The sequence below is a fragment of the Bradyrhizobium sp. USDA3516 genome (genome assembly GCF_057651995.1).
The window spans coordinates 849,327-875,440 of the sequence record NZ_JBYGYN010000001.1; the positions used below are offsets into that span (position 1 = coordinate 849,327).

Below are 26,114 nucleotides of genomic sequence, written 5' to 3' on the forward strand. Positions count from 1 at the left end.
TCGCGGGCGTCAAGGGGCGAACCGCTGCCGGAGCGCTCATGCCGGATATTCTCCCGCCAGCGCGCCGAACAGGATGACGGCAGCGGTGGAAGCGGCGCCGCCGCGCGCAAGCTGCTCGGCGAGCTCGGCAATCGTGGTGCGGACCAGCCGTTCGTCAGATCGCCCGAGGGATTCGGCGAACAGCGCCGGAGTGCCGGGAGCGAGGCCGTGCGCGATCAATTTTGCGGCAAGCGCCGGAAAGGTGCGCCGTCCCATATAGACCACGGTCGTGGCCTCGGGATCGGCCAGCGCCGCCCAATTCAGATTGGGGGGCAGCTCGCCGGTGACGTCGGCACCGGTGATGAACTGCACCCGGCGGGAGGTATGCCGGCGGGTCAGGGGAATACCGGCCTGGGCGGCGGCAACACAGGCTGAGGTGACGCCGGGAACGATCTCGTAGCCAATGCCGGCCTCGCGCAGCGTCTCGATCTCCTCCTCGAGCCGGCCGAAAATGCCGGCATCGCCGGACTTGAGCCGCACCACGCGCGCGCCGGTTGCGGCGTAGTCGACCAGCAGACGATTGACGTGGTGCTGCTTGGTCGAAGGACGCCCGGCCCGCTTTCCCACTGCGACGAGATTGGCACCGGGCCGCGCGAGATCGAGAATCGCGCCGGAGGCAAGATCGTCATAGAGCACGACGTCGGCCTCGCGCAGCCGCGCGGCACCCTTCACCGTGAGGAGCTCGGGATCGCCGGGGCCGGCGGAAACGAAAGTGACGAAGCCGCTCACCGGTCCTCCGCGATCAGATGGAAGAACGTGCCGGTGGCATGGCCACGGCGCGAGCCGGTTTCGGCAATGACCGCGCCGGTGGCGTCGTGCACGACCGCAAGCGGCGTATCGGGCTGGGCGAGGATGGTCGAATAGTGGAACTCGTGGCCGCGCAGGCGCGCGCCAGGCTGATGCCCCGGCATCGGCGCAGCCAGTTCGGCAAGACGATAACCGAGATGCATGCGGCGCTTGGCAAAGCTGGTCTCGAGGCCCAGCAGCCCCGCCATCTCATGGCCGATACCGTCGGCGTCGGTGAGGCCTGCGCCCAGCACCATATAGCCTCCGCATTCACCATGCACTGGCCGCGTCTCGGCGAAGCTGCGCAAGCCGCTGCGAAAGCGCGCATTGGTCGCGAGCTTTCCGGCATGCAGCTCGGGATAGCCGCCGGGCAGCCAGCACACGTCGGCGCTCGCATCGGGAGCTTCGTCGGCCAGCGGCGAGAACGGCACGATCTCGGCGCCCGCCGCGCGCCAGGCTTCCAGCATATGCGGATAGACGAAGGAGAACGCCGCATCGCGCGCCAGCGCGATGCGCTGGCCGGGCGGCCTCACGTTCAAGCCGTTCGCCGCAGCTTGCGGCGACCATTTGCCTGCCGCGTGGAGCACTGCATCGAGATCGACGTGCTCGGCGACAAAGCGCGCGGCCTCGTCGATCAGCTTGCCGATCTCCGCCTGCTCCTCGGCCTGCACGAGACCGAGATGCCGCTTCGGCAGGCTGATCTCGGCGTGACGCGGCAGCGCGCCGAACACTTTGATGCCGGCCTCCTTCAGCGCGCGTCGCACCAGATCCTCGTGGCGCGGGCTGGCGACGCGATTGAGCACGACGCCGGTAAGGCGCACGCCGGCGCGGTAATCGCGCAGGCCGGCGGCGATCGCTGCCGCAGTCTGCGCCTGGCCGGAGGGATCGATCACCAGAACCACGGGCCAGCCCAGCATCTCCGCGATGTCGGCGGTCGCGCCGGTGCCGGAGACACCGCGCGTAGCGACACCGTCGAACAGACCCATCGATCCCTCGGCGAGCACGACATCTGCATCGGCAGCACGGCTGACGAGATGCGCGATGGTGCTGCGATCCATCGCCCAGCTGTCGACGTTGACCGAGGCGCGCCCAGTGGCCGCGGCGTGGAAGGCGGGATCGATATAGTCGGGCCCGCTCTTGAAGCACTGCACGTTCAAGCCGCGATGGCGCCAGGCGCGGGCGAGCGCCAGCGTCAGCGTCGTCTTGCCGACGCCGGAAGCGGGCGCGGAGATGACGAAGCTTGCCGCCATCACGACGCCTCCGGAAAGCGCGGCTCGGCACCGACCGGCCGGTAGCGGCGGTCGTAGTCGGCGGCGTAGAGGCGGCTCTCGTCAAAATCGGCAGCGCCAAGCGTCTTGCCGACCAGGATCAGCGCCGTGCGCTCCATCTCGGTCCCCACGGCCGCATCGAGCGTTGCGAGCGTCGCACGCACGATGCGCTGCTCCGGCCAGCTCGCGCGCCAGACGATCGCGACCGGGCAATCCGCGCCGTAATGCGGCGTGAGCTCGGCCACGACCTGGTCGAGCAGATGGATCGACAGGTGGATCGCCAGCACCGCGCCGGTCGCGGCGAACGCGGCGAGCCTCTCGCCTTCGGGCATTGCGCTGGCACGGCCCGGCGTGCGCGTCAGCACCACCGTCTGAGCAAGACCGGGCAGCGTCAGCTCGGCTTCCAGCGCCGCTGCCGCAGCCGAGAACGAGGGAACTCCGGGTGTCACCGTGGTGGGAATCCCCAGCGCACGCAAACGGCGGAGCTGCTCGCCCATCGCCGACCAGATCGAGAGGTCGCCGGAATGCAGCCGCGCGACGTCCTGGCCTGCCGCATGCGCAGCTGTGATCTCGGCGATGATCTCATCGAGCGACATTGGCGCGGTGTTGACGATGCGCGCACCCGGCGGGCAATGCGCCAGCACGCCCTCGGGCACCAGCGAGCCGGCATAGAGGCAGACCGGACAGGCCGCGATCAGATCGCGGCCCCGCAACGTCAGCAGATCGGGCGCGCCCGGGCCGGCGCCGATGAAATGCACCGTCATGCGCCGTCTCCTTCGGCGATCGCGGCGGTCGCGGCGCGATCCTGCGAGACGACCCGTGCTGCAATCAACCGCGCGCGCGGACCGGCGGCCGCGAGCGCCGCGGCCTCGGCCACAGATCCGATGCCGAACTTCTCCGCGACGAGTTTCGATTGCGTGGGGGTGTCGATCCCGGCCAGTGTCGCGGCCGGAACGGCCCTGATCGGCACGCCGCATTCGCGTGCGAGCTGCTTCAGCGCCTCGGTATCGGCCTTGTCGCTGACGGTTGCCATCGCCGCAAGCCCTTCCGCACCGCCCGCAGCCAGCAGCGCTTCACGCAGCGAAGCCAGCGTCACGTCGCGCTTGAAGCCTAAACCGGCGACCTTCATCGCACCACGCTCCACTGCGCCACCGGCCTCGCCGCCTCCCACGACCGGTAGCGGCCGAGCGGGGCAGCATGCGAAATTTCGGCCCGCATCAGTTCGCCGCCGTGACGCTGATGCAGCTCGCCGAGCAGAGCTTCCGTCTCCAGCGTCACGGCATGCGCCACGAGCCGCGTACCCGGCGCAAGCCGCGTCCAGATCGCATCAAATAACACTTCGTCGAGGCCGCCGCCAATGAAGACGGCATCCGCCGCTTCCAACCCGGCAAGAGCTTCCGGTGCCCTGCCCGTGACAACTGTGATCCGATGCGCCAGACCGAAGGCGGCTGCATTCTTGCGGATGTTCGCGGCGCGATCCTCGCGCACCTCGATTGCGGTCGCCGTCCCACCACACAGCGCCCACTCTACGGAGATCGAGCCTGAACCTGCGCCGATATCCCACAGCCGCTCGCCGGCACGCGGCGCCAGGGCCGAGAGCGCAAGCGCGCGCACCGGCCGCTTGGTGATCTGGCCGTCGTGAACGAAGACGTCGTCCGGCAGGCCCGAGCTGCGCGGCAGTCCCTGCCCTCCCTCTGCCTCGAGTGCCACCGCGATCAGATCTCCGTCCGGCGCACGCGTATAGCTTTCAGCGCGATATTCTCCGACGCTTTCATTCGGCCCGCCGAGCGCGGCGAGAGTCCAGAATGTCGAGGAACCCCAGCCGCGTTCCGTCAGCCATTTCGCAAGATCGCTGCCGGCCTTGCCATCGCGTACCAGACAAATGATGCGCGCACCGCGCGCAAGATGCGGAACGAGACGTTCGAATGGGGCAGCGTGCAGGGCGAGGCAAATGGTCGATTCCAGCCGCCACCCCAGCCGCGCGGCAGCGAGCGAGAAGGTCGACGGCGCCGGATGCGCAATCCACTCGCCGCTACCGAGCTTCTCGGCAAGGCTTGCACCAGCGCCATGCCAGAACGGATCGCCGGAGGCGAGCACCACCGTCGGACTGCCGCGGCAGCTCAGCACGACATTCGCATCGAACGGCACCGGCCACGGACGGCCGCGGCTGCCAATGTCGGCAAGCGCAAGATGGCGCTCGCCGCCGAACACGGTTTCGGCCTTGGCAAGCGCCTTTCGGCTTGCCTCCGACAGCCCGGCAAGGCCATCTTCGCCGATACCGATGATGGTCAGCCAGGGCTCAGACATGATTCGCGCCCTCATTCTGGGCGGAACGGCCGATGCGAGCCTGCTCGCCGCGGAGATCGCGCGCGCCGGCATCGACGCCGTCTATTCCTATGGCGGCCGCACGCGTGCGCCGGCCGATCAGCCGCTGCCGACCCGCATCGGCGGTTTTGGCGGCGTGAGCGGGCTTGCCGACTACATCCGCCGCGAAGGCATTACTCATGTGATCGATGCGACGCATCCCTTCGCCGCGGAAATGAGCCGCAACGCCGTCGAGGCGTGCGCGCAGACGGGAACGCCGTTGCTTGCGCTGGAACGCGCGCCCTGGATCAAGGCGGCCGACGACACCTGGATCGAGGTGGGGGATGTCGACACTGCCGTCTCCGCGCTGCCTGACGCCCCGACAAACGTGTTCCTCGCCATCGGCCGCCAGCACATCGCGCCATTCGCGACGAAGCCGCAGCACGCCTACACGCTGCGCTTCGTCGATCCGCCCGAGGTGCCCCTGCCCTTCGCAGCCGATGTGATCGTGTCGCGCGGACCGTTCACGCTTCATAGTGAGCTGGCGATGCTGCGCACGCGCGGCATCGCCTGGATCGTCGCCCGCAATTCCGGCGGCGACGGCGCACGCGCCAAGATCGACGCGGCCCGCATGCTCGGCCTGCCCGTAATCATGATCTCGCGACCGCAACTGCCCCAGCGCCGACGTGTCGAGCGCGTCACTGACGTGATGCAGTGGCTCGGTCATTCTGCCCGCCTCGGCGCATAGACCCAGCGGCCGACGCGGCGTGTCTGCGAATTGCCGAGGATCACCAGCGTGCGCATGTCGGCCATCTCGGGCGTCGCCTGGTTTAGCGTCACGATCTCGACCGTTTCATCAGCCGCGCTGATCGCGCGCGCGAAGATCACGAGACGCTCGCCGCAGCCGGCCTCGCGAAGCACTGCCAGCGCCCGGCCGAATCCTTCCGGCCGGCTGGCCGAGCGCGGATTGTACATCGCGATGGCAAAATCGGCCTCCGCCGCGAGGCGCAGGCGTTTCTCGATCACGGCCCATGGCTTGAGGTTGTCCGAAAGATTGATCGCGCAGAAATCATGGCCGAGCGGCGCGCCGGCGCGCGCGGCGGCCGCGAGCATCGCGGTGATGCCGGGCAGCACGCGGATCGGCAGATCCCGCCATTGCGGCGCCCGCTCGAGTACCTCGAACACGGCGGACGCCATCGCGAACACGCCGGGGTCGCCGGAGGAGACAACCACGACTTGACCGCCTTCGGCGGCGAGCCGCAACGCCTCGCTTGCGCGTTGCAGCTCTTCGCGATTGTCGGAAGGATGCAGGGTGAGCCCAGGCCGCGGTGGCACGCGCGCGACATAGGGCGCGTAGCCCAGAATGTCGGTCGCCGCGGCCAACGCAGCAGTGACCTCCGGCGTCACCAACGCGTCGCTGCCCGGCCCGAGGCCCGCGATGGTCAGGCTGCCCGTCATTCGGCGGCGTCCAGATGCCGGCCCTTGCCGTGCACGAGCACGATCGCGAAATAAGGACAGTCGGCCGCGTCGATCTCGGCGAGCCGCACCACGCGCTCGCCCGGCATGGTGCCGCGCTCGACCAGCCAGGCATCGTCGAGCCGCCCGGCGGAGCGAAGTGCGCGGCGCACCTTTGCGAGATTGCGGCCAGTCTTCATGACGACCAGCGCATCGGAATCGCGCATGCGCCGTTCGAGCTCGGCCTCGGGGAGCGTGCCCATCAGCACCGTCATGACGTCGTCGCCGAGCGCGATCGGCTGCCCGACGCCGTTCCAGCAGCCGACCATGCCGGGAATGCCGGCGATCACCTCGATCTCGACGCGGCCCTGCAGGCGCGTGTGCAGATGCATGAAGGAGCCGTAGAAGTAAGGATCGCCCTCGCACAGCACGACGACGTCGACAGCGCGGGAAAGCCGCGCCAGGCGCTCCGCCCATTCATCATAGAATGCTGCGAGCAGCTGCACGTATTCGGGGCTGTCGAAAGCAATCTCGGTCGTAACCGGATATTCCATTGGATATTCGGTAACGCCCGCAGCCAGCATGCCCTCGACGATGCGGCGCGCCTGACCCGGCCTGCCCTTCTTGCGAAAATAAGCGACGTGGCTAGCGCCCCGCACCGTACGATCGGCACGCACGCTCATCAGCTCAGGATCACCGGGGCCGAGACCGCAGCAGATGATGCGTCCCATCGCTATTCGCTCCGGCTCGCCAGCGCGTTCACGGCAGCAACCGTGATGGCGGAGCCGCCGAGGCGGCCTTCGACCGTCAGCGCCGGCGCCGGCGGATCGGCCATCAGCGCGGCCTTGGATTCGGCGGCGCCGACGAAGCCGACGGGACAGCCGATGATCGCAGCCGGCCGCGGACAGTCGCGATCCTCCAGCATGTTGAGCAGATGGAACAGCGCGGTCGGTGCATTGCCGATCGCGACGATCGCACCATTAAGATGCGGCCGCCACAGCTCCAGCGCCGCGGCCGAGCGCGTGTTGCGCATCGACTGCGCCAGGGCGGGCACGGCGGGATCGCCGAGCGTGCAGATCACCGCATTGGCAGCGGGAAGTCTTGCGCGCGTAATGCCTTCGGAGACCATGCGCGCGTCGCACAGGATCGGAGCGCCCTTCTGCAAGGCCGCGCGCGCGGCTTTCGCCATACCAGGCGTGAAGCGGATATGGGCTTCCAGGCCGACCATGCCGGCGGCATGGATCATCCGCACCACCACCTGCTCTTCGTCCGGCGTGAAGCGCGCAAGATCGGCCTCGGCCCGGATGGTCGCGAAGGATTGCCGGTAGATCGCCGCGCCGTCGGTCTCGTAGCTGTGCGGCATCAATTCCCTCCGACCAGGATGGAGGGATCGCTGACGATATCGGCGCCGTTCAGCCCGCGCAGGACCGGCGCGTCGCGGGTCGAGCCGTCGCGGACGAGATCGAACCCGGCACGCGTCGCAATCAGGGTGATCGCAGCCGCGCTGGAATGGGCGCAGCCCTTGCCGCAGCCGGAGACGTGGAGCCGCGCATCGGCAGCGATGCGCGGCGCCAGCGCCGCTGCGAGCGCACGCGTATCGGCATGGGCTTCGCGGCAACGCGGCGCGCCGCTGCAGGCGATGACGCGCAGCGCCGGATCATGGGGCCTGGTGATGAGCCCCGCCCCGCTCGGCATCTCGCGCTTACCCTCGCTCAGCACCATCCGCCACGGGGTCATGCGCAGCGCATGGCCGCAACCGGAGAATTGATGCAGCGTCGCGTGCAGCATCTGCCCGAACGCGACACCGACCATCGCGCCTTGCGGATAGTGTCCGGGCCGCACCGCGGCCATCACCGGCGCGGGCTCGGTCTCGCCGCGCAAGGATTGAGGCAACACGGCGCCGGATGCGATGTGGGCCGCCATGCGCCCTCGCCCGCCCTTTGCACCGCCGGAGATGACGAACCAGCTTGCGAGCGCCAGCGCCGCGCTCACGGCCTGTCCGCGATCGACGGAACGGCCGAGCTTGGCGCCGTCGGCCCGCACCAGGAGACCGCCCGCGCGGTCGCGCTCGATGCGGATGTCGGCGGAATCGCCGGCGAGAACCCGCGACCGCCCGTCATCGATGGCGAAGCCGAATTTGGTGGGAAGCGCGAGGCCGGAATCGGCAAGCGCCTCCTCGAGCTCAGCGGCGAGCGACTGCGTTTCGTCGCCGGGGCTCCAGAATGGCGTCACCAGGATGTTGCGCCTGGCTTCGATATCGGCGTCGGGATCGAGCAGGGCCAGTCGCGCAAGTCCATCGAGCAACGGCCGATGGCCGTCCTCCTGGACACCCCTGATCTGCAGATTAGCCCGGCTCGTGACGTCGATCAGACCGTTGCCGAAGCGCTCGGCGAGTTCCGCAACCCCGGAGATTTGCGCCGCTTCAAGGCGCCCGCCGAACGGACGCACGCGCACCACGAGCCCATCGCCCGACAGCATCGGGCGCAGCGCGCCGGGACACCAGCCCTTGACCGTGGCCGCGCTCATGAGGCCTCCCGCAGCGCCGCTGCAATCGAATTGCGGCGGGTTCGCCAGAGCGAGGCTTCGTGCAGGCGCGTGAAGCAGGTTTCCATCGCGGCGAGTGCGGACGGATTTTCGCGCGCCATGAAGGCGCGGACGTCATCGTCGCCAATTGTCGCGTCGTAATAGAGGTCGAACAGATGCGGCGGCACGGCGCCGGCGAGATGCGCGAAGGCGGCCATGTGCTCCAGCGTCGCGGTGATCTCGGCGGCGCCGCGAAAGCCGTGGCGCATCATGCCGGCGATCCAGTCCGGATTGGCCGCGCGCGCCCGCACCACACGGGAGATCTCCTCCGTCAGTGTGCGCGCATGTGGTTCGCCGGGCCGCGTCGCATCGAGGTGATAGAGCGACGGCGCGCCTGCGCCGAGGTTCGCGGCTGCCGCGGCGATGCCTGCCTCATGCGCGGCATAGTCGGCGGCGAGCAGCAGATCGGTTTCGGGCAAATCCTGAACATGGACAAAGGCGTCGGCCGACGCGAGACGCTGTTCGATGCCAGCGCGATCCGGCTGCATCGCGCCATCGGCAGAAAGCGCCCAGGATGATGCCGACAGCCAGGCTTCGCCGGCGGCCTCGCGCGTCTGCCGCGTGAGGGCATCCGGGATCGCCGAGAGGCCGACGCCGTATTGCCCGGGCCGCGGCGCAAACACGCGGGCCGCACGGTGGCGATAGGGATTCTCATCGCCCTCGTCCTCGCGCGCGGCGAGCGCCTCGGCGGCGGCTTCGAACAATTGCGCCAGAGGCGCGAAGACATCGCGAAACAGGCCGGAGACGCGCAGCGTCACGTCGATGCGGGGACGGCCGAGCTCGGCCGGCGCGATGATGTCGTACCCGGTGACGCGGCCGGACGCATGATCCCAGCGCGGCGCAAGGCCGGCCAGATGCAGCGCCATCGCAAACTCTTCGCCTGCGGTGCGCATCGTCGCCGAGCCCCAGAGATCGACGACGAGACCCCTCGGCCAGTCGCCATGATCCTGCAAGTGACGGCGCAGCAGCTCTTCGGCGAGCTTTATCCCCTGCGCATGCGCCGATGGCGTCGGCACTGCGCGCGGGTCGACGGCAAAGAGATTGCGCCCGGTCGGCAGCACGTCCTGGCGCCCGCGATAGGGCGAACCCGACGGCCCGGGCGCAATGCGTTTGCCGGCGAGCGCGGAACGCAATGCATCGCGCTCCGCATCGGCACAAGCGCCGCGGCCGAACACGTGCAGGCCGTCGCCGAACTGGCTTTCCTTGAGATCGCAGACGAAGCGGTCGATCCGCGGGATGGCTTCAGCCGGTGCGGCCGAGGCATCGAGGCCGAGATCGTCTTCGAGGCCCGCCGCGCGCGCCTCGTCGCGGATCGCCGCGATCAGGCGTTGGCGACGGGCGGGATCGAGACCGTCAGCGGTCGAATATTCGTCAAGCAGCCGTTCGAGGCGGCGCAAACCTTCGGGCACCGCGGACCTCTCAAGCGGCGGCGGCAGGTGGCCGATCGTGACCGCGCCGATGCGCCGCTTGGCCTGCGCCGCCTCGCCGGGATCGTTGACGATGAAGGGATAGATGACGGGGAGATCGCCGATCAGCGCTTCCGGCCAGCACGCTTGCGACAGCGCCACGGATTTGCCGGGCAGCCATTCCAGCGTGCCATGTGCGCCCATATGCACGACGGCATCGCAGCCCTGCTGCCGGAGCCAGAGATAAAACGCGACATAGGCGTGGCGCGGCGTGCGGGCGAGATCGTGATAGTCGGCATCGCGCGAGGCCGCATCGCCGCGCTCGGGCTGGACTGCGATGACGGACCGGCCGCATTGGATCGCAGCGAAGTGGAACGCGCCATCGCGGCAGCTCGGGTCGTTTTCCACCGCGTCCCAGGCGCGCGCGAGATCGTCCTGCAAGGATTGCGGCAGCCGCGTGAGCGCCGCGCGATATTCGGCGACGCCCCAAGTCAAACTCTGCTTCAACAGTGTCTCGCCGAACGCTTGGACCGGCGCAACCTCGAAGCCGGCGTCCGCCAGATCGGATACCAAGGCCTCCACCGAAGCCAGTGCATCGAGCCCGACCGCGTGCGCGATCTGGTGCGGCCGGCCCGGATAGTTCGAGAGCACGATCGCCAGCCGCTTCTCGCCTGCCGGCTTTTCCGCGAGGCGCCGCCAGGCCGCGACGCGCGCGGCAACGGCATCGACGCGCTCCTCATCCGGCCGATGCGCCAGATGTGAAAACTGCAAATCCGGATCGCGCTGACCGCCCGATTTGAAGCTCACCACGCCGGCGAACAGGCGACCGTCGACCTCCGGGAGCACCACATGCATCGCGAGGTCGCCGGGCGACAGGCCGCGCAGCGATTCCGCCCAGTCCTCGCGCCGCGCCGTCGAGAGCGCGACCTGGAACACCGGACAGGACGCGACATCGAACGGCGTCGTGCCGTCGTCGCCAAGGGCCGAGAACGCCGTCGCATTGACGATCGCCGCCGCAGGATGTTGCGCCAGATGCGCGCGCAGCCAGTCGGCAACACCCGGCGTCTTCAGCGAGGTGACGAACACGCCGTAGGCGTCAAATCCCTTCTCGCGCAGCGCGGCGATCAAGGCGTCGACCGGCCCCGTATCGGCGGCCGTGAGATAGGAGCGATAGAACGTCACGAGCGCGCGCGGCTTCCCCTCGCCGCCCGCCGGCGCGGCAATGACACCACGCGCAGGATCATAAAAGCCCATCTCGGGGACAGTCATCTCGCCGATGACCGGGCCGGCATAGAGGCCTGAAGCCAGCGCGAGCTGCGCAATCGCGGCTTGCGCGGCGACCGGGCCACCGGTGTCGCAGAGCACCTTGAGCCGACGCAGCGTCGAGACTGGAAGGGTCGAGTACGCATCCAGTCGCGTGTCGTCACGGCCGTCCGCCGGCAACACGGCGAGCACGATGTTGCGTTCCTTCGCGAGTTGCTGGAGCGCCGCGAGGCCATAGGCCCAATAAGACTCCCCGCCGATCAGGCGCACCAGAATGCCGCGCGCCTGCGACAGCGTGCGCTCGATATAGGTGTCGACCGACAGCGGATGACGCAGCTCGGCGAGATTGGCGAGCCGCAGCGACGGCAGGCTGCCCCGGCCGCGCCGCCAGCCCGCCGCGAACGCGGCAAGGTCGGAATCCGAATACGAGAGCACCACGAGATCGGCCGGGTCCTGGCCGATGTCTCTTGGCGTCGCAGTCTCCTCGAGACCGCGGCTCTCGCGGAAGACGACGTGCATCAGACTCCCAATCCTGCCTTGATGGCGGCCTCGTCGATATCGCCATGTTCGCCGATCACGACGAGCTTGGATTGCCTGGGACCCGCGCCCCATGGCTTGTCGAACTGATGGCGAACCCGCTCGCCGACCGCCTGCAGCAACAGGCGCATCGGCTTGCCCGCAACCGCGATATAGCCCTTGGCACGCAGCACGTTCTGCTCGCGCGCCAGCTTCTGGACCGAGGCGACCAGCGCATCGATATCCGCAACTTCGGGCAGATCGATCACGACGGAGGCGAAATCATCGTGCTCGTGCTCTTCCTCGCCGTCATGATGCGACGGCCGCGCGGCAAGATCGTTCTCGGCCGCCGCACCGAGGCCGAGGATGACGCGCGCGTCGATCGCGCCATCGGTGACCGGCAGCATCGGCACACGGCGCGGCATCTCGGCTGTGATCGCCGCCTTTGCGGCTTCGATTCCGGCCGCGCCCGCAAGGTCGGCCTTGGTCAGCAGCACGATATCGGCACAGGCGATCTGGTCCTCGAACACCTCCGACAGCGGCGTCTCGTGGTCGAGATTGTCGTCCGCCGCGCGCTGCGCGTCGACCGCAGCCGGGTCCGGCGCGAAGCGGCCGGCGGCGACAGCTTCGGCGTCGGCCAGCGCGATCACGCCGTCGACCGTGATGCGCGAGCGGATCTCCGGCCAGTCGAACGCCTTGAGCAGCGGCTTCGGCAATGCCAGTCCCGAGGTCTCGATCAGGATGTGATCCGGCCGCACCGGCCGCGCCAGCAATTGCTCCATGGTCGGAATGAAGTCGTCAGCCACCGTGCAGCAGATGCAGCCATTGGCGAGCTCGACGATGTTCTCCTCCGGGCAGTTCGCATCGGCGCAGGATTTCAGGATCTCGCCGTCGACGCCCTCGCTGCCGAACTCGTTGACGAGCACGGCGAGCTTCTTGCCGCCGGCATTGGCGAGCAGATGCTGGATCAGCGTCGTCTTGCCGGAACCGAGGAAACCGGTGACCACCGTGACCGGGACTTTTGCGAGCGAGTTCATTCGGCGGCCTCCGGCACGACGGCAATGGGGGGAATGCGGGCAAGCGACTGCTTGCGGAAGATTTCGGGCCGGCTGCGCCACGGCACGATTCCGTCCGGCGCGGCCGCGTAGGCCGCAGCGCCCGCGACCACGTCCTGCGCATTCGCATCGGACAGGCGGCCATAGACATAGGACCAGCGGCCGGGCGCGCTGAGCGCGACCGAGCAGCCCTGGCTGCAGGCCGACAGGCATTCGACGGGAACCACGCTGACGCCCTCGGGCACGCCGGCCTCGAGGATTGCGCCATGCAGGCGCTTGCCGGGCGTCGTTTCGCCCTCGCCAAGCGTCTGGCCGGCGCGGCAGGTGATGCAGACATGAAGTGTGACGGTCATCGCCTCTTCCAGATAACAGCGGGAGGCGATGAGGCGCACGGACCATTCTTCGGAAAGGCCCGCTTCCCCGTCGCGGAACACCCCGTCCGCCGGTCCAAAAATCGTCCGCGCTGGCAGGTCTCCCGGCTTGCGGAGCAGGGTTTTCGCCCTTCGATCCCCGCCTTCCCGATTCCAATGGGAATCAGTGGCTTCGGGCATCTCTCCGGTCACGGTCGCGGGGGCGGCTGCAGTTTGGATCCGGATCTTGCCGATTCGGACCCTATCGCATTCCCTCTTCGCCTGTCATAGGACAGGAACCAACGCTGGGCCACCATTTGCCGGTGGCCGCCACTTGTCAAGCCGAAGGACCGGATCCCATGACGTCTGAACCGGATACCCAAACTGCCGAGGACACCGACATCAGGCACGCCCACAAGATGGCGAAGAAGAAGGCCGCCCGCGACAAGATCATGGCGACCAAGAGCGGCGAAAAGGGCCTGATCATCGTCCATACCGGCGCGGGCAAGGGAAAATCCTCCTCGGCTTTCGGCATGATCGTCCGCTGCGTCGCCCATGGCTTCCCCTGCGCGGTGGTGCAATTCATCAAGGGCGCCTGGGATACCGGCGAACGACGCCTGCTCACCGGCCATTTCGGCGATCTCTGCCAGTTCCACGCGATGGGCGAAGGCTTCACCTGGGAGACGCAGGACCGCGCCCGCGACATCGCCGCCGCACGCGCCGGCTGGGAGAAGGCCAAGGAGCTGATCCTCGACGCGAGCTTGCGCATGGTCGTGCTCGACGAGATCAACATCGCGCTGCGCTACGACTATCTCGACATCGCCGAAGTCGTCGAGTTCCTGACGACGCAAAGGCCTGCGATGACGCATGTCGTGCTCACCGGCCGCAACGCCAAGGACGAGCTGATCGAGATCGCCGACCTCGTCACCGAGATGACGCTGGTCAAGCATCCGTTCCGCTCCGGCATCAAGGCGCAGGCCGGCGTCGAGTTCTGAAGCTGATGAGATGATGAGATTAGGTCCAAACGCTGCGCCGACGAAGGTGCGCTCCCTCCCCCGCTTGCGGGGGAGGGCTGGGGAGAGGGTCTCTCGGCAATCGAGTGCCCCCAAGAGGAGAGAATCCTCACCCGGCGCGTCGCACCGACCTCTCCCGCAAGCGGGAGAGGTGCACCGCGCGCGCAGCCGCCTGATTCAACTCAATCCCATTCCGCTCTTGAAGGCACGATGGCACGCGCATTGATGATTCAAGGGGCCGGCTCGGACGTGGGCAAGTCGCTCATCGTCGCCGGCCTCGCGCGCGCCTTCACGCGGCGTGGTCTGCGGGTGCTGCCGTTCAAGCCGCAGAACATGTCGAACAACGCCGCGGTCACCGTCGACGGTGGCGAGATCGGCCGTGCCCAGGCGCTGCAGGCGCTCGCCGCCGGAGTCGAGCCGCACACCGACATGAACCCGGTTCTGCTCAAGCCCGAGACCGATGTCGGCGCGCAGGTCGTGGTCCATGGCAAGCGCATCGCAACCGCGCGCGCGCGCGACTATGCGGCAATGAAGCCGTCGCTGATGGGCGCGGTGCTGGAGAGTTTCGAACGGCTGAAGGCGCGGGCCGATCTGGTGCTGGTCGAAGGCGCCGGCAGCCCGGCCGAGGTGAATTTGCGCAAGTCCGACATCGCCAATATGGGCTTTGCCCGCAAGGCGAATGTGCCGGTCGTGCTGGTCGGCGACATCGACCGCGGCGGCGTCATCGCCCAACTGGTCGGCATCAAGACGGTGATCGACCCCGACGATGCCGCCATGATCTCCGGCTTCGTCATCAACAAGTTCCGCGGCGACCCCACCCTGTTCGACGACGGCTACAAGCTGATCGAGCAAAAGACCGCATGGCGCGGCCTTGGCGTGCTGCCCTGGTTTCCGCGCGCCGGCGAGCTGCCGGCCGAGGACGCGCTCGGCCTGCGCGATGCGCGCAAGCCGGGCCAATGCAAGATCGCCTGCCTCGCGCTATCGCGCATCGCCAATTTCGATGATCTCGATCCGCTCAAGCTCGAGCCGGGCGTCGATCTCGTGATGGTGCGGCCGGGCGAAGCGATCCCGGGCGATGTCCGCCTCGTCATCATCCCCGGCTCCAAATCCACCCGCGGCGACCTCGCCTTCCTGCGCGCGCAGGGGTGGGACATCGATCTTCTCGCGCACCACCGCCGGGGCGGCCATGTGCTCGGCCTCTGCGGCGGCTATCAGATGCTGGGACGCAGCGTCGCCGACCCCGAAGGCATCGAGGGACCTGCGGGCGAAACGCCGGGCCTCGGGCTTCTCGACGTCGAGACCGTGATGAGCCCGCAAAAAACCCTCACGCGCGTCGCGGCCGTGCATGCCGCAACGGATCAGCCGATCCAGGCCTACGAGATCCATATCGGCCGCACCGAAGGCCCCGATCGCGCCCGCCCCTTCGCGAAGCTGGACGGCGAGGCAGAAGGCGCAATCTCCAGGGACGGCCGTGTGGAAGGCAGCTATCTGCACGGCCTGTTCACGTCGGATAATTTCCGCAAGGCATACCTCGCCAGGCTGGATATTCCCGCGGGCGACGAGCCCTATCACGCCAGGGTCGAGAGCGCGCTCGAGGCACTGGCCGATCACATTGAAAAGCATCTCGACGTCGAAGGCCTGCGCGCGCTAGCGCGCTAGGGCCTCGGCAAGGCGCGTCCATTCGGCTTCGCTGCCGGGGAGCCCGAGGCGGAGCCATGTCGGCTGTTGCGCGAAGACGCGGGACCAGATGTGGTCGCGCGCGAGCTTGTCTTGAGAGGCTCGCGCGTCAGGGGTTTCGTAAAGACGAAACAGCGGTGTGCCGCCGATGAACCGCCAGCCTTGTGACTGCGCCATCGCGTCGAGGCGAGCACAATCGCGCGCGAGCCGCGCCGACGTCGCCTCGGCCCAGGCCTCATCGCGCAAGGCTCGGCAGCCGATTTCGATCGCCGCGCCCGAAACGGGCCATGGACCCGACATCGCGGCAAGCCTGTCGATATCGGCGGCATGACCGATGGCGAAGCCGAGCCGCAGGCCGGCCAGGCCATAAAACTTTCCGAACGACCGCAGGATTAGCAGTCCCGGTCGATCCGCGTCGGGTGCAAGCGACAGCTGCGGATCGGCATCGGCAAAGCTCTCGTCGATGACGAGGCGGCCGACGCGTGGCAGCAGCGTGATCAGGTCCTTGCGCGAATGGCACCGCCCGTCGGGATTGTTCGGATTGACCGCGACGGCGAGGTCCGTACCCGCTAGCGCATCGAACTTAGCAACCTCCTGGACGTCCCAGCCCGCGGCCGACAGGACGCCGGCATATTCATTGTAGGTCGGCGCGAGGATGCGCGCGCGCCCCGCCGCCGCGAGTTGCGGCAGCAATTGGATGGCGGCCTGTGCACCGCTGACCGCAACAACCCGTGCGTTCGTGCGATAGGCCTGCTGCGCGGCCCGATGCAGGGCCTCGATCTCGGCACGCGACGGCAGCGCGCTCCACGCGCCCGCGCTCACCTCGCCTACGGGATACGGTAGCCGGTTGATCCCCGTCGACAGATCGATCCAATCCTCCGCGCGGCCGCCAAACCGCTGCTGGGCCAGATCGAGATTTCCACCGTGCTCACGCATGCTCCGTTCTTTCACGCAAAAGCCAGGATCGCAAGCAGGCCTGCGACCAGCAGCATGGCGCGGCGGTAGACGGTCAGCGCCTCCGCGATGTCGGCGGCGCGCGGATCGCGCGCGCCCTCGTTCAGCCAGGGCTCGTTCGTGACGCTGCCATGATAGATGCGGGGGCCGCTGAGCCGCACGCCCAGCCCGCCCGCCATCGCAGCTTCCGGCCAGCCGGCATTCGGCGAGCGATGCCGTCGCGCATCGCGCGTCATGCACGCCAGCGCATCCGATCTTCGCGGCGCCAGCACCACGAACAGAAATCCGGTCAGCCGCGCCGGGATGAAATTGGCGACATCGTCGATGCGCGCTGCCGCCCATCCAAAGGCTTCGTGCCGTTCGCTGCGATGGCCGATCATGGAGTCCAGCGTGTTGATCGCCTTGTAGCCCAGGATACCGGGCAAGCCCAACAGCGCGCCCCAGAACACGGGCGCGACGATGCCGTCGGAGGTGTTTTCGGCAAGGCTCTCGATCGCCGCGCGTGCGATGCCGGCTTCATCGAGGCTTGCGGGATCGCGGCCGACGATGCGCGAGACCGCTTCGCGCGCGGCGGCGATATCGCCGGCCAGCAAGGGCGTCGCCACGGCAACCACATGATCATGCAGCGAGCGCAGCGCGACCAGCGGCCACGCCAGCATGCCAATCAGCACGATCTGGATCCAGCCCGAAGGAAGCAGTGATTGCAGCGCCCAGCCGAGCGCCGCGGAGAGCGCGATCACCGCAAGCGCGCCGGCGACGCCGGCCGCTCGACGCAATGCCGGCGGATCGGACGCGCGATTCCAGGCGGTGTCGATGGCCGCAATGAGCCCGCCCAGCCAGGTGACGGGATGCCCGATCCGCGCGAACAGCCACGCCGGCCAGCCCAGAAGGGCATCCACCGCCATCGCCACCACCATCGCGCCCGCAAAGTCCACATCTAGCTCCTGTCCCGCCCCTGTTGCGCAAGACGGCGGCCGAGTGCAAGCCCCTCGCCGCCTGATTTCGGCTTTGTCTTTGGCCGCGTTTGATGATTAGTGCTGCGGCAGGAGACCTTCATGGCCGTCATCTTGATCACCGGTGGGGCGCGATCGGGCAAGAGCACCCGGGCGGAAGCGCGCGCGCGCAGCTTTGCCGGCCAGCCCGTCTACATCGCGACCGCCGAGGCGCTCGATGGCGAAATGCAGGAACGCATCGCAAGACATCGCGCGCGGCGCGGAATCGATTGGATCGAGCGCGAGGTGCCGCTCGATCTCGTGCCTGCGCTGCGCGCAACCGATGGCAGCGGCGCAAGGCTCGTCGACTGCCTGACGCTGTGGCTCTCCAACCTGATGCATGCGGCGCGCGATTGGGAGCGAGAGGTGAGAGAGCTCGCCGACACGCTGCCCCGCCTCAACAGCCCCGTCGTCCTCGTCACCAACGAGGTCGGTCTCGGCATCGTGCCCGACAACGCGCTGGCGCGTAGCTTCCGCGATGCTGCCGGGATCATGAACCAGATCATTGCCGGCGTCGCTGACGAGGTCGAGTTCGTCGTCGCCGGCCTGCCGATGAAACTGAAATGATCACGCGCGCCGACTTGCTCAAAGACATCTTCGCCGATCTCCGCATGGCGACATCGTTCGTGACGATCCTCCCGGTGGCATCCTCGAAGCCCGCCGATGACGGTGCGATCGCGCGGGCGACCTGGGCGCTGCCGGTCGCGGGACTGCTGGTCGGCCTCGCCGGAGCGCTCGTCTACAAGATCGCCATTCGCTTCGGACTGACGCCGAGCTTGGCCGCCCTACTCGCGCTGGCGACGACCGCCCTCATCACCGGCGCGCTGCACGAGGACGGACTGGCCGATACTGCCGACGGGCTCGGCGGCGGCCGCACCCGCGAACGCAAGCTCGAGATCATGCGCGACAGCCGGATCGGGACTTATGGCGTCTGCGCCCTCATCCTGTCGTTCGGCCTGCGCTGGAGCGCGCTCGCAGCGATCGCAAATCCATGGGCCGTCATGCTCGCGCTGTGCTCGGCGCACGTTGCTGCCCGCGCCGGCCTGCCGGCCTTCATGTCGCTGGTCCCGCCGGCACGGCCCGACGGTCTATCGGCCGGCGCCGGTGCGCCGCCGGGCCGCAGCGTCGCCATCGCCTTCACGCTTGGGACGCTCGCGCTCGTCCTCGCGCTCGGGCCGGGCAAGGCGCTGGCCGGCATGGTCTTGCTGTCGCTTGCCGGCCTGATGCTGGCCCGGCTTTCCATCCGCCAGATCGGCGGGCAGACCGGCGACATTCTGGGCGCGTTCGAGCAGACGGGCGAGATCCTGATCCTGCTGGTGGCCGCCTCCTTCCAGATGGGATGCTGACCTCATGGTCGAGTTCGACGACAACTTCCGTCAGCATCTGCGCGAGCTGCTCGTGTGGCGCCGCGACGTGCGCCGCTTCCGCAGCGATCCCTTGCCGGAGGGTGCGATTGAGCGCCTGATCGAGACCGCCTGCCTCTCGCCGTCGGTTGGCCTCAGCCAGCCCTGGCGCTTCGTCATCGTTGATGATGCCGCAACGCGCCGCGCGGTGGTCGAGGATTTCAGAACGTGCAATGCCGACGCGCTGAGCTGCTATTCCGGCGACCGCGCCGCACGCTATGCCACCTTGAAACTGTCCGGCCTCGAGCAGGCGCCCGCCCACCTCGCGGTGTTCGCCGACAAGGCCAGCGACATCGGCCACGGCCTCGGCCGCGCGACGATGCCGGAGACGACGGAATATTCCGTGGTCGCCGCCATCACCGCGATGTGGCTCGCCGCCCGCGCCGAGAACATCGGCCTCGGCTGGGTGTCGATACTGAATCCTGCGCGCATGCACGCTGTTCTCGACGTGCCTGACAGCTGGAAGTTCATCGCCTATCTCTGCATCGGCTATCCGGAAACCGAGTGCGATCAGCCCGAGCTCGAGCAGGCGAAATGGGAGCACCGACGCGGCGCGGACGCGTTTACGCTGCGGCGCTAGGCGCCCGCCGAGCGCCGGATCGAAAGCGTGCGAACGAACATTCACATGCGCCTTTCGCCGATTGTGGGCACCCCGCTTTCGCGCTAAGCATCGAGCAAGGCAAGGCGATCTTGCAACGTGGTCCATGACGGGGCGATCTTTCGTTTCCTCGGCGGTCAATCGCCGCGATGTCCTTCGCCTCGCGACTGCATCGGTCGCGGGATGGATCGCGCTCGGCGCAACCGACGATCGCATGCGAATCGTCGCCTCGCTCACCGCATTGCCGCTCGACGACGAACTAACCAGACGCGGCATGATCGACAGCGCGACTTCCCGCCTCGGTAACCTCGTCGTCGGCTTGCGGCAGCGCGGCTGGGTCGAAGGCGTCAACTTCCGCCTCGAGCTTCGTTCGACCTTCGGCGCGCCGGACCGGCTGAAGACGGCCGTCCAGGAATTGCTCGACCTCAAGCCGGACGTGATCCTGACGGGGTCGACGGTCGAGACCGCCGCCGTCCTTGCCGCCACCCGGACCATCCCGATCGTGTTCGCCACCGCCAACGATCCCGTCGGCAACGGTTTCGTCCAAAGCCTCGCCCATCCCGGCGGCAACGCCACCGGCTTCACCAACAGCAGCGCCGAGATGGGCGGCAAGTGGCTCCAGCTGATCCGCGAGGCCGTGCCCGGCGTCGCCCGCGTCGGCGTCCTGTTCAATCCCGCGACGACGCCGCGCGGCGGACGCTTCTTCCTCGAATCGATCGAGCAGGAGGCTGCCGCATCCGGCGTCTCGGTGATCCCCGCGCCCGTCGACGCGCCCGCGGAGATCGACGACGCCGTCAGGCGCTTTTCGGAACCGCCCAAGGCGGCGATGGTGGCGCTGGTCGACAGCTTCCTCGTGGTTAACCGAAAAGCGGTGGTCGCGGCCGCCGCCAAATACCGCGTGCCCACGATCTATCCGTTCCATTACTTCATGGACGCCGGCGGGCTGATGAGCTACGGGCCGACGCTCGAGGTGCGCTCGGCCGATTACGTCGACCTGATCCTGCGGGGTACCAAGCCCGGCGATCTGCCGGTACAATCGCCGCGAAAATACGAGCTCCTGATCAACCGCACGGTCGCGCGCGCGCTGGGACTAACGATCCCTTTCACGCTGCTCGCGCGCGCCGACGAGATCCGCGAGTGAACGAGACGACCGACCAGGGACATCCGCGCACGCCTCCCGGCCGGCTGTTCAGGAAATATCTCTACTCGATCGTCGGCCTCGCCTTTGCCGCGCTCGCCGTCAACACCGGCTTCGACGTCTGGTTCTCCTACCGCGAGCAGAAGCAGCTGCTGGCGGCGACCCAGCGCGAGCAGGCCGCTTCCGCAGCGATTCAGATCGGCCAGTTCATCGGCCAGATCGAGAACCAGATCAGGTGGCTCGCGCGGCTGCCGCCGGAGCTGTCGACCAACGAGGACGAACGGCTGAACGCCATCCGCCTGCTGCGGCTCTCGCCTGCGATCGCGGAGATCGCCCAGCTCAATTCGGAAGGCCGCGAGCAGTTGCGCGTATCGCGCCGGATCGCCGACAAGGTCGGCAGCAACGCCGATCTCTCCGCTTCAGCCGCCTTCCGCGGCGCCAATGACAGCCGGGCCTATTACGGTCCCGTCTATTTCTTCGCCGATACCGAGCCCTTCATGACGCTCGCCACGCGCGGCACCGGGCTCGCTCCCGATGTGGTCGTCGCCGAGGTCAATCTGCGCTTCATCTGGGACCTCGTCACGGGAATCAGGGTCGGCAACACCGGCAAGGCCCATGTCGTCGACCGCATGGGCGTGTTGATCGCGCATCCCGATTTGTGGCGGGCGCTGCAGCGCAGCGATCTCTCCGGCCATGCCGACGTCCGCGCCGCGCTCGATGGCATCGGGCCGCCGTCGAGTGGCCTCGTCAAGGAGGATCTGTCCGGCCAACGCGTGCTGTCGACCTATGCGACGGTGCCCTCGCTCGGCTGGCTGGTGTTCGTCGAGCTGCCGCTCACCGAAGCCTATGCGCCGATCTATGCCTCGATCGGCCGCTCGGCCTTCCTGCTCGTGATCCTGCTGGCCTGCGCGGTGCTGGTCTCGCTCGTTCTCAGCCGGCGCATGACCGTGCCGATCCAGCTGCTGACGCAAGGAGCCAGGCGGATCGGCAGCGGCGATCTCAACTCGCGCCTCGCGATCAGGACCGGCGACGAGCTGGAGGCGCTCGGCGAGCAGTTCAACCGCATGGCGGCGCATTTGCGCGAATCCTACGCCACGCTCGAGCGCAAGGTGATCGAGCGCACCTCCGAGCTGGAGAAGGCCCGCGACCACGCGCTCGCCGAGCACGACGCCGCCGAGCGCGCGCGCAGCGCGGCGGTGGCGGCCAACGAGACCAAGTCGCGCTTCCTCGCCGTCGTCAGCCACGAGCTGCGCACGCCGCTCAACGGCGTCATGGGCGTGCTGCAACTCTTGGACGACGGCAGCCTCAGCGAGGCCCAGCGCCGCCACCTCGCCACCGCGGCGGCGTCGGGCGAAACGCTGATCGCGCTGGTCGATGCGGTGCTGGAATATGCGCGCCTCGAGGCCAGCACCGAAATGCTGGAGACGCGCGATTTCCGTCTCGACCAGCTCATCGAGGCCGCGGCCGAGCTGATGCGCCCGCAAGCCCTGGACAAGGGCCTGAGCTTCGAGCTCGCCTGCGATGCGACCGTCGACACTGCCGCGCATGGCGATCCCGTCAGGCTCAATCGCATCCTGCTCAACCTGATCGGCAACGCGATCAAGTTCACTCCGAGCGGCGGCATCGGCGTAAGCTCTGCGGCCGAGCGGCAAGGCGATCACCTCCTGCTGCGCATCGATGTGCGCGACACCGGCATCGGCATCGCGCCCGAGCTGCACGAGCGGATTTTCGAGGATTTCGTCCAGGCTGACGACAGCATCGCGCGGCGGTTCGGCGGCACCGGCCTCGGCCTTGCGATCGCACGCCGCCTCGCCCGCCTGATGCGCGGCGAGCTCAAGGTCGAGAGCGCGCCTGGCGCGGGCAGCACGTTCACGCTTCAAGTGCCGCTCGGCCTTGCCGGAAGCAGCGTGGCGCAAGGCACGCTTGCGCCGCCGTCGCGGCAGCTCCGTGTGCTCCTGGTCGACGATGATCCCGTCAATTGCGAGGTCGGTGCGGCCATCCTGCACCGGCTCGGCCACCACGCCACCATCGCCAGGAACGGCGCCTCCGCCGTCGAGCTCGCCCGCGATCAGGCCTTCGACGTGATCCTGATGGATCTGCACATGCCCGACATGGACGGCGTCGAGGCGGCCTTCCGGATCGGCGAGCTCGGTCTTGCCAAGATGCCGCGCATCATTGCCGTGACCGCCGACGTCTCCCGCCGCGCCCGCGATCGGCTTGCCGGCGCGGGCATCATCAAGGTCGTGAGCAAGCCGATCCTGATCAACGCGCTGCGCGAGGCGATCGAGAATGATCTGGCCGCCGAGCCGGCAGCCGCGCAACGCCCGGCACACGAGCTGATCGATCGGCTTTTCCTCGACGACCAGCGGGAGCTGCTGGGTGGGGCGCAAATCGACAAGCTCCAGCAGCTTCTGCAGCAAACGGGCGCGCAGCTGATCGACGGCATCGCCACGGCCGCGGCGGCCGGCGATCACGAGCAGCTCGCACGATCCGCGCACCAGCTCGGCAGCGCGGCAAGCGCGCTCGGCCTCGTCCGCCTGTTCGAGCGCTGCCGCGAGGTCGAGGACGCCGCGCCCGCGATGTCACGGCACGAGCAGGAGAATGCGGCGCGCGAGCTCGCCGAGCTTCGACGGGCCTCGATGCGTGCGCTGGACGACCTGCTGCAGCCGTCGCAGCAGCATTCGCTCAGCTAGCCCAGGCTCGCCCGTGCACCCGTCTCCTCCTTCCCAAACCGCTCCACCAGAAAATCGATGAACAGCCGCACCTTCAGCGACAAGTGCCGCGTCGGCGGATAGACCGCATAGAGCGCCAGCGGCGGCGCGGAATAATCATCCAGCACTGTCCGCAGCTCGCCTTTCCGCAACGCATCGGCCGCAATGAAGTCCGGCAGCAGCGCCAGTCCCCTGCCCTTGATGGCGACGTCGCGCAGCACCTCGGCGTTGTTGACGCAGAGCGACCAGGCCGGCTGGATCCAGTGGTCGCCGTCGCTGCCCGTGAGCTTCCACTGATTGCCCGTGAGCAGGAAGCCGTAGGTCAGCGAAGCATGCTCGCGCAGATCCTGCGGATGTTTTGGCGTGCCGTGCCGGGCGAGATAATCCGGCGACGCACAGATCATGCGCGTCACCGGCATGATTTTTCGCGCGATCAAACTCGAAGACTCCAGCTCCGCAATCCGCAACGTCACGTCGAAGCCGTCCTGCACGGGATCGAGCAGGTCGTCGCTGAGCACGATCTGGAGCTGCAGCTCCGGGTAACACGCCATGAAATCGGCGAGCACCGGCCCGAGCCGCATCGTGCCGAACGACATCGGCGCGTTGACGCGCAGCAGTCCTCGCGGTGCCGATTGCGCCTGCGTCACCGCCTGGTCGGCCGCCTCGACCTCCGAGAGGATCACGACCGCGCGCTCGAAATAGCGCTGGCCGTTCTCGGTCGGGCTGGCGTGCCGTGTGGTGCGGTTCAGCAGCTGGACGCCGAGGCTCTCCTCGAGGTCGGCGATGTATTTGCTGATCGCCGAGCGCGACAGCCGCAGCTGCCGGCCGGCCTCGGCAAAGCTGCCGCTTTCCACCACCTTCACGAAGGCCCGGAGGCTGCCGAGCTTATCCAAGGGGGCGCCCCGCCGATTGTTTCCAAATCGTAGACATAGCCGTCATATTTGCATGGATTGTCCCCAATCCAAAGCGGAACGATATTTGCGGCCAGAGCAAGACCGCTCCCCCGAATCTGGAGGACGACAATGTCTGGACTGCACCATGTCACCGCGATTGCCGGCGATCCCATCCGCAATTTCGGCTTCTACACGCGGGATCTCGGCCTGCGCTTCGTCAAGAAGACGGTCAATTTCGACGATCCCGGCACCTACCACTTCTACTACGGCGACGAGACCGGCCGCCCCGGCACCATCCTGACCTTCTTTCCGTGGGCCGGCGTGTCGGCCGGACGCCGCGGTGTCGGCGAGACCCATCAGACCGCCTTCCGCGTGCCGCAGCGCTCGCTAGGCTATTGGACCCAGCGCTTCACCGAGAAGGGCATCGCGTATGAGGCGCTGGAGAAGCGTTTTGGCGAGTCCGTGCTGCCATTCACCGATCCCGACGGCATGGCGCTCGCGCTGGTCGGCATCCCCGGCGCCGAGAACGAGCCGGGCTGGAGCAATGGCGAGGTGCCGGCCGAGCATGCGATCCGCGGCTTCCACGGCGTGACCTTGCTGCTCGACAGCGCAGCGAAGACGGCGGCTGTCCTCGCCGACGTATTCGGCTTCAAGGAGACCGGGCGCGAGGGTTCGGTGATCCGTTTCAAGGCGCCGGGCGATGTCGAAGGCAGCGTCGTCGACATCTACGAAGCCAAGGGCTTCCTCCGGGGCCACCAGGGCGGCGGCTCGGTGCATCACATCGCCTTCCGCGCGGCTGACGATGCCGAACAGGGCAAGATGGCCGAGAGGCTCGTGAGCCATCACGGCCTGCACCCGACCGAGCAGCGCGACCGCAACTACTTCCGCTCGATCTATTTCCGCGAGCCCGGCGGCGTGCTGTTCGAGATCGCGACCGACATCCCCGGCTTTGCGGTCGACGAGCCCGTGGCGAGCCTCGGCCGCGACCTGAAGCTGCCTGCTTTCCTCGAACAGCACCGCAAGCAGATCGAGGACGTTCTGCCGAAGCTGGAAGAGACCGCGTCATGACCGAGACTGCATTCATCCATCGTTTCAAGCCCGCGACCCGCGCGGGCTCTCCCCCGCTGCTGCTGCTGCACGGCACCGGCGGCGACGAGAACGACCTGCTCGGCCTCGGCCAGATGATCTCGCCCGGCTCTGCCCTGCTCTCGCCGCGCGGCCGCGTGCTCGAGCACGGCATGCCGCGCTTCTTCCGCCGTCTCGCCGAAGGCGTCTTCGACGAGGACGACGTACGCCGTCGCGCGCACGAGCTGGGCGAGTTCGTCACGGAGGCGCGGCAACGCTACGGCCTCGCCGCGCCGATCGCAGTCGGATTCTCCAACGGCGCCAACATCGCCGCGGCGCTGTTGCTGCTGCAGCCGGACGTGCTTGCCGGCGCGATCCTGCTGCGCGCGATGGTGCCGTTGTCGGATCCGCCCGAGGATCCGCCTAAGACTGCGCTCGGCGGCAAGCCGGTGCTGCTGCTCTCCGGCCAGGCCGACCCGATCGTGCCGGCGAGCAACTCGGCACGGCTCGCGGCGTTATTGTCGGACGCCGGCGCACGTGTCGATCACAAGGTGCTGCCAACGGGCCATCAAGTGTCGCAAGCCGATGCGACGCTGGCCCGCGACTGGATCGGCAAGGCCAACGCCAAGGCCGCATGATCGAGCA

25 protein-coding genes and 1 riboswitch are annotated in these 26,114 nt (G+C 68.1%); of the genes, 10 read left to right on the forward strand and 15 right to left on the reverse strand.

Annotated elements, in window-relative coordinates:
* Positions 1-36: 36 nt before the first annotated feature.
* The 5 genes from cobA to cbiE are packed head-to-tail and all read right to left on the reverse strand — an operon-like array spanning position 37 to position 4,400.
* Complete coding sequence (gene cobA, locus AC24YW_RS04140; protein WP_487481511.1) at positions 37-768, reverse strand: uroporphyrinogen-III C-methyltransferase; 732 nt, start codon at positions 766-768, stop codon at positions 37-39.
* Positions 765-2,075, reverse strand: a complete 1,311-nt coding sequence (locus AC24YW_RS04145) for a cobyrinic acid a,c-diamide synthase CobB (RefSeq protein WP_487481512.1) — start codon at positions 2,073-2,075, stop codon at positions 765-767. Before AC24YW_RS04145 ends, cobA begins: the two co-directional genes overlap by 4 nt.
* Complete coding sequence (cobM, locus tag AC24YW_RS04150; RefSeq protein WP_487481513.1) at positions 2,075-2,857, reverse strand: precorrin-4 C(11)-methyltransferase; 783 nt, start codon at positions 2,855-2,857, stop codon at positions 2,075-2,077. Before cobM ends, AC24YW_RS04145 begins: the two co-directional genes overlap by 1 nt.
* Positions 2,854-3,222: a cobalamin biosynthesis protein gene (locus AC24YW_RS04155; protein WP_487481514.1), complete on the reverse strand. Its 369-nt coding sequence runs from the start codon at positions 3,220-3,222 to the stop codon at positions 2,854-2,856. Before AC24YW_RS04155 ends, cobM begins: the two co-directional genes overlap by 4 nt.
* Entirely contained in the window at positions 3,219-4,400 is a 1,182-nt protein-coding gene (cbiE, locus tag AC24YW_RS04160; RefSeq protein ID WP_487481515.1) for a precorrin-6y C5,15-methyltransferase (decarboxylating) subunit CbiE, read from the reverse strand. The genes AC24YW_RS04155 and cbiE overlap by 4 nt, the downstream gene beginning before the upstream one ends.
* Between cbiE and AC24YW_RS04165 the strand changes: the two genes are divergently transcribed.
* Positions 4,399-5,145, forward strand: coding sequence for a cobalt-precorrin-6A reductase (locus AC24YW_RS04165; RefSeq protein ID WP_487481516.1), 747 nt, complete (start codon positions 4,399-4,401; stop codon positions 5,143-5,145). The genes cbiE and AC24YW_RS04165 overlap by 2 nt on opposite strands.
* Here AC24YW_RS04165 and cobJ read toward each other — a convergent pair.
* From cobJ to AC24YW_RS04200, 7 genes are read right to left on the reverse strand one after another with little or no spacing between them, the layout of a single operon-like run.
* Positions 5,121-5,855: a precorrin-3B C(17)-methyltransferase gene (gene cobJ, locus AC24YW_RS04170; protein WP_487481517.1), complete on the reverse strand. Its 735-nt coding sequence runs from the start codon at positions 5,853-5,855 to the stop codon at positions 5,121-5,123. The genes AC24YW_RS04165 and cobJ overlap by 25 nt on opposite strands.
* Positions 5,852-6,583, reverse strand: a complete 732-nt coding sequence (locus AC24YW_RS04175; protein ID WP_487481518.1) for a precorrin-2 C(20)-methyltransferase — start codon at positions 6,581-6,583, stop codon at positions 5,852-5,854. The genes cobJ and AC24YW_RS04175 overlap by 4 nt, the downstream gene beginning before the upstream one ends.
* Before the next feature lie 2 nt (positions 6,584-6,585).
* Complete coding sequence (locus AC24YW_RS04180) at positions 6,586-7,215, reverse strand: precorrin-8X methylmutase (protein ID WP_487481519.1); 630 nt, start codon at positions 7,213-7,215, stop codon at positions 6,586-6,588.
* Positions 7,215-8,378, reverse strand: a complete 1,164-nt coding sequence (gene cobG / locus AC24YW_RS04185; RefSeq protein ID WP_487481520.1) for a precorrin-3B synthase — start codon at positions 8,376-8,378, stop codon at positions 7,215-7,217. The genes AC24YW_RS04180 and cobG overlap by 1 nt, the downstream gene beginning before the upstream one ends.
* A complete protein-coding gene (cobN, locus tag AC24YW_RS04190; protein ID WP_487481521.1) occupies positions 8,375-11,623 on the reverse strand; it encodes a cobaltochelatase subunit CobN in 3,249 nt (1,082 codons plus the stop codon). The genes cobG and cobN overlap by 4 nt, the downstream gene beginning before the upstream one ends.
* Entirely contained in the window at positions 11,623-12,657 is a 1,035-nt protein-coding gene (cobW, locus tag AC24YW_RS04195; protein WP_487481522.1) for a cobalamin biosynthesis protein CobW, read from the reverse strand. The genes cobN and cobW overlap by 1 nt, the downstream gene beginning before the upstream one ends.
* Positions 12,654-13,028: a DUF1636 family protein gene (locus AC24YW_RS04200; RefSeq protein ID WP_025035271.1), complete on the reverse strand. Its 375-nt coding sequence runs from the start codon at positions 13,026-13,028 to the stop codon at positions 12,654-12,656. Before AC24YW_RS04200 ends, cobW begins: the two co-directional genes overlap by 4 nt.
* Positions 13,029-13,123: 95 nt before the next feature.
* Positions 13,124-13,344, reverse strand: a riboswitch (cobalamin riboswitch).
* A gap of 40 nt (positions 13,345-13,384) precedes the next feature.
* Here AC24YW_RS04200 and cobO point away from each other — a divergent pair.
* Both cobO and AC24YW_RS04210 read left to right on the forward strand, forming a co-directional pair.
* The gene (gene cobO, locus AC24YW_RS04205; RefSeq protein ID WP_487481523.1) at positions 13,385-14,020 is read left to right on the forward strand and encodes a cob(I)yrinic acid a,c-diamide adenosyltransferase; all 636 of its coding nucleotides are present in this window, start codon (positions 13,385-13,387) and stop codon (positions 14,018-14,020) included.
* A 228-nt stretch (positions 14,021-14,248) separates the two neighbouring features.
* Positions 14,249-15,697, forward strand: coding sequence for a cobyric acid synthase (locus tag AC24YW_RS04210; RefSeq protein WP_487481524.1), 1,449 nt, complete (start codon positions 14,249-14,251; stop codon positions 15,695-15,697).
* Here AC24YW_RS04210 and cobD read toward each other — a convergent pair.
* On the reverse strand, positions 15,686-16,651 hold the full coding sequence (gene cobD, locus AC24YW_RS04215) for a threonine-phosphate decarboxylase CobD (RefSeq protein WP_487481525.1): 966 nt from the start codon (positions 16,649-16,651) through the stop codon (positions 15,686-15,688). The two genes, AC24YW_RS04210 and cobD, sit on opposite strands and share 12 nt — an antisense overlap.
* An 11-nt stretch (positions 16,652-16,662) precedes the next feature.
* Complete coding sequence (cbiB, locus tag AC24YW_RS04220; protein WP_487481526.1) at positions 16,663-17,604, reverse strand: adenosylcobinamide-phosphate synthase CbiB; 942 nt, start codon at positions 17,602-17,604, stop codon at positions 16,663-16,665.
* Positions 17,605-17,724: 120 nt separating this feature from the next.
* Between cbiB and cobU the strand changes: the two genes are divergently transcribed.
* From cobU to AC24YW_RS04245, 5 genes are all read left to right on the forward strand, one after another.
* Positions 17,725-18,228 (forward strand): bifunctional adenosylcobinamide kinase/adenosylcobinamide-phosphate guanylyltransferase, encoded by a 504-nt coding sequence (gene cobU, locus AC24YW_RS04225; protein ID WP_487481527.1) that lies wholly within the window; start codon positions 17,725-17,727, stop codon positions 18,226-18,228.
* The gene (cobS, locus tag AC24YW_RS04230; protein WP_487481528.1) at positions 18,225-19,007 is read left to right on the forward strand and encodes an adenosylcobinamide-GDP ribazoletransferase; all 783 of its coding nucleotides are present in this window, start codon (positions 18,225-18,227) and stop codon (positions 19,005-19,007) included. The genes cobU and cobS overlap by 4 nt, the downstream gene beginning before the upstream one ends.
* Positions 19,008-19,011: 4 nt before the next feature.
* On the forward strand, positions 19,012-19,644 hold the full coding sequence (gene bluB / locus AC24YW_RS04235; RefSeq protein ID WP_487481529.1) for a 5,6-dimethylbenzimidazole synthase: 633 nt from the start codon (positions 19,012-19,014) through the stop codon (positions 19,642-19,644).
* A 124-nt stretch (positions 19,645-19,768) separates the two neighbouring features.
* A complete protein-coding gene (locus tag AC24YW_RS04240; RefSeq protein ID WP_487481530.1) occupies positions 19,769-20,803 on the forward strand; it encodes an ABC transporter substrate-binding protein in 1,035 nt (344 codons plus the stop codon).
* Positions 20,800-23,493 carry a hybrid sensor histidine kinase/response regulator gene (locus AC24YW_RS04245; RefSeq protein ID WP_487481531.1) on the forward strand — a complete coding sequence of 898 codons (2,694 nt, stop codon included), beginning with the start codon at positions 20,800-20,802 and terminating at the stop codon, positions 23,491-23,493. Before AC24YW_RS04240 ends, AC24YW_RS04245 begins: the two co-directional genes overlap by 4 nt.
* Here the strand turns inward: AC24YW_RS04245 and AC24YW_RS04250 are convergent.
* Positions 23,490-24,404 carry a LysR family transcriptional regulator gene (locus tag AC24YW_RS04250; RefSeq protein WP_487481532.1) on the reverse strand — a complete coding sequence of 305 codons (915 nt, stop codon included), beginning with the start codon at positions 24,402-24,404 and terminating at the stop codon, positions 23,490-23,492. The two genes, AC24YW_RS04245 and AC24YW_RS04250, sit on opposite strands and share 4 nt — an antisense overlap.
* 129 nt (positions 24,405-24,533) lie before the next feature.
* Between AC24YW_RS04250 and AC24YW_RS04255 the strand changes: the two genes are divergently transcribed.
* Together AC24YW_RS04255 and AC24YW_RS04260 are read left to right on the forward strand one after the other, a co-directional pair.
* The gene (locus AC24YW_RS04255; protein WP_487481533.1) at positions 24,534-25,472 is read left to right on the forward strand and encodes a ring-cleaving dioxygenase; all 939 of its coding nucleotides are present in this window, start codon (positions 24,534-24,536) and stop codon (positions 25,470-25,472) included.
* Entirely contained in the window at positions 25,469-26,107 is a 639-nt protein-coding gene (locus tag AC24YW_RS04260; RefSeq protein ID WP_487481534.1) for an alpha/beta hydrolase, read from the forward strand. The genes AC24YW_RS04255 and AC24YW_RS04260 overlap by 4 nt, the downstream gene beginning before the upstream one ends.
* Positions 26,108-26,114 lie beyond the last annotated feature (7 nt).

What these genes read in the sequence shown, in the direction of transcription:
- AC24YW_RS04260 (WP_487481534.1), top strand. Translation starts at nt 25,469, where the DNA reads ATGACCGAGACTGCATTCATCCATCGTTTCAAGCCCGCGACCCGCGCG.
- cobW (WP_487481522.1), bottom strand. Translation starts at nt 12,657, where the DNA reads ATGAACTCGCTCGCAAAAGTCCCGGTCACGGTGGTCACCGGTTTCCTC.
- cobO (WP_487481523.1), top strand. Translation starts at nt 13,385, where the DNA reads ATGACGTCTGAACCGGATACCCAAACTGCCGAGGACACCGACATCAGG.
- AC24YW_RS04200 (WP_025035271.1), bottom strand. Translation starts at nt 13,028, where the DNA reads ATGACCGTCACACTTCATGTCTGCATCACCTGCCGCGCCGGCCAGACG.
- AC24YW_RS04175 (WP_487481518.1), bottom strand. Translation starts at nt 6,583, where the DNA reads ATGGGACGCATCATCTGCTGCGGTCTCGGCCCCGGTGATCCTGAGCTG.
- cobU (WP_487481527.1), top strand. Translation starts at nt 17,725, where the DNA reads ATGGCCGTCATCTTGATCACCGGTGGGGCGCGATCGGGCAAGAGCACC.
- cbiE (WP_487481515.1), bottom strand. Translation starts at nt 4,400, where the DNA reads ATGTCTGAGCCCTGGCTGACCATCATCGGTATCGGCGAAGATGGCCTT.
- cobN (WP_487481521.1), bottom strand. Translation starts at nt 11,623, where the DNA reads ATGCACGTCGTCTTCCGCGAGAGCCGCGGTCTCGAGGAGACTGCGACG.
- cobD (WP_487481525.1), bottom strand. Translation starts at nt 16,651, where the DNA reads ATGCGTGAGCACGGTGGAAATCTCGATCTGGCCCAGCAGCGGTTTGGC.
- AC24YW_RS04240 (WP_487481530.1), top strand. Translation starts at nt 19,769, where the DNA reads ATGACGGGGCGATCTTTCGTTTCCTCGGCGGTCAATCGCCGCGATGTC.
- cobS (WP_487481528.1), top strand. Translation starts at nt 18,225, where the DNA reads ATGATCACGCGCGCCGACTTGCTCAAAGACATCTTCGCCGATCTCCGC.
- AC24YW_RS04145 (WP_487481512.1), bottom strand. Translation starts at nt 2,075, where the DNA reads ATGGCGGCAAGCTTCGTCATCTCCGCGCCCGCTTCCGGCGTCGGCAAG.
- AC24YW_RS04155 (WP_487481514.1), bottom strand. Translation starts at nt 3,222, where the DNA reads ATGAAGGTCGCCGGTTTAGGCTTCAAGCGCGACGTGACGCTGGCTTCG.
- AC24YW_RS04180 (WP_487481519.1), bottom strand. Translation starts at nt 7,215, where the DNA reads ATGCCGCACAGCTACGAGACCGACGGCGCGGCGATCTACCGGCAATCC.
- AC24YW_RS04255 (WP_487481533.1), top strand. Translation starts at nt 24,534, where the DNA reads ATGTCTGGACTGCACCATGTCACCGCGATTGCCGGCGATCCCATCCGC.
- cobG (WP_487481520.1), bottom strand. Translation starts at nt 8,378, where the DNA reads ATGAGCGCGGCCACGGTCAAGGGCTGGTGTCCCGGCGCGCTGCGCCCG.
- AC24YW_RS04165 (WP_487481516.1), top strand. Translation starts at nt 4,399, where the DNA reads ATGATTCGCGCCCTCATTCTGGGCGGAACGGCCGATGCGAGCCTGCTC.
- cobJ (WP_487481517.1), bottom strand. Translation starts at nt 5,855, where the DNA reads ATGACGGGCAGCCTGACCATCGCGGGCCTCGGGCCGGGCAGCGACGCG.
- bluB (WP_487481529.1), top strand. Translation starts at nt 19,012, where the DNA reads ATGGTCGAGTTCGACGACAACTTCCGTCAGCATCTGCGCGAGCTGCTC.
- cobM (WP_487481513.1), bottom strand. Translation starts at nt 2,857, where the DNA reads ATGACGGTGCATTTCATCGGCGCCGGCCCGGGCGCGCCCGATCTGCTG.
- AC24YW_RS04210 (WP_487481524.1), top strand. Translation starts at nt 14,249, where the DNA reads ATGGCACGCGCATTGATGATTCAAGGGGCCGGCTCGGACGTGGGCAAG.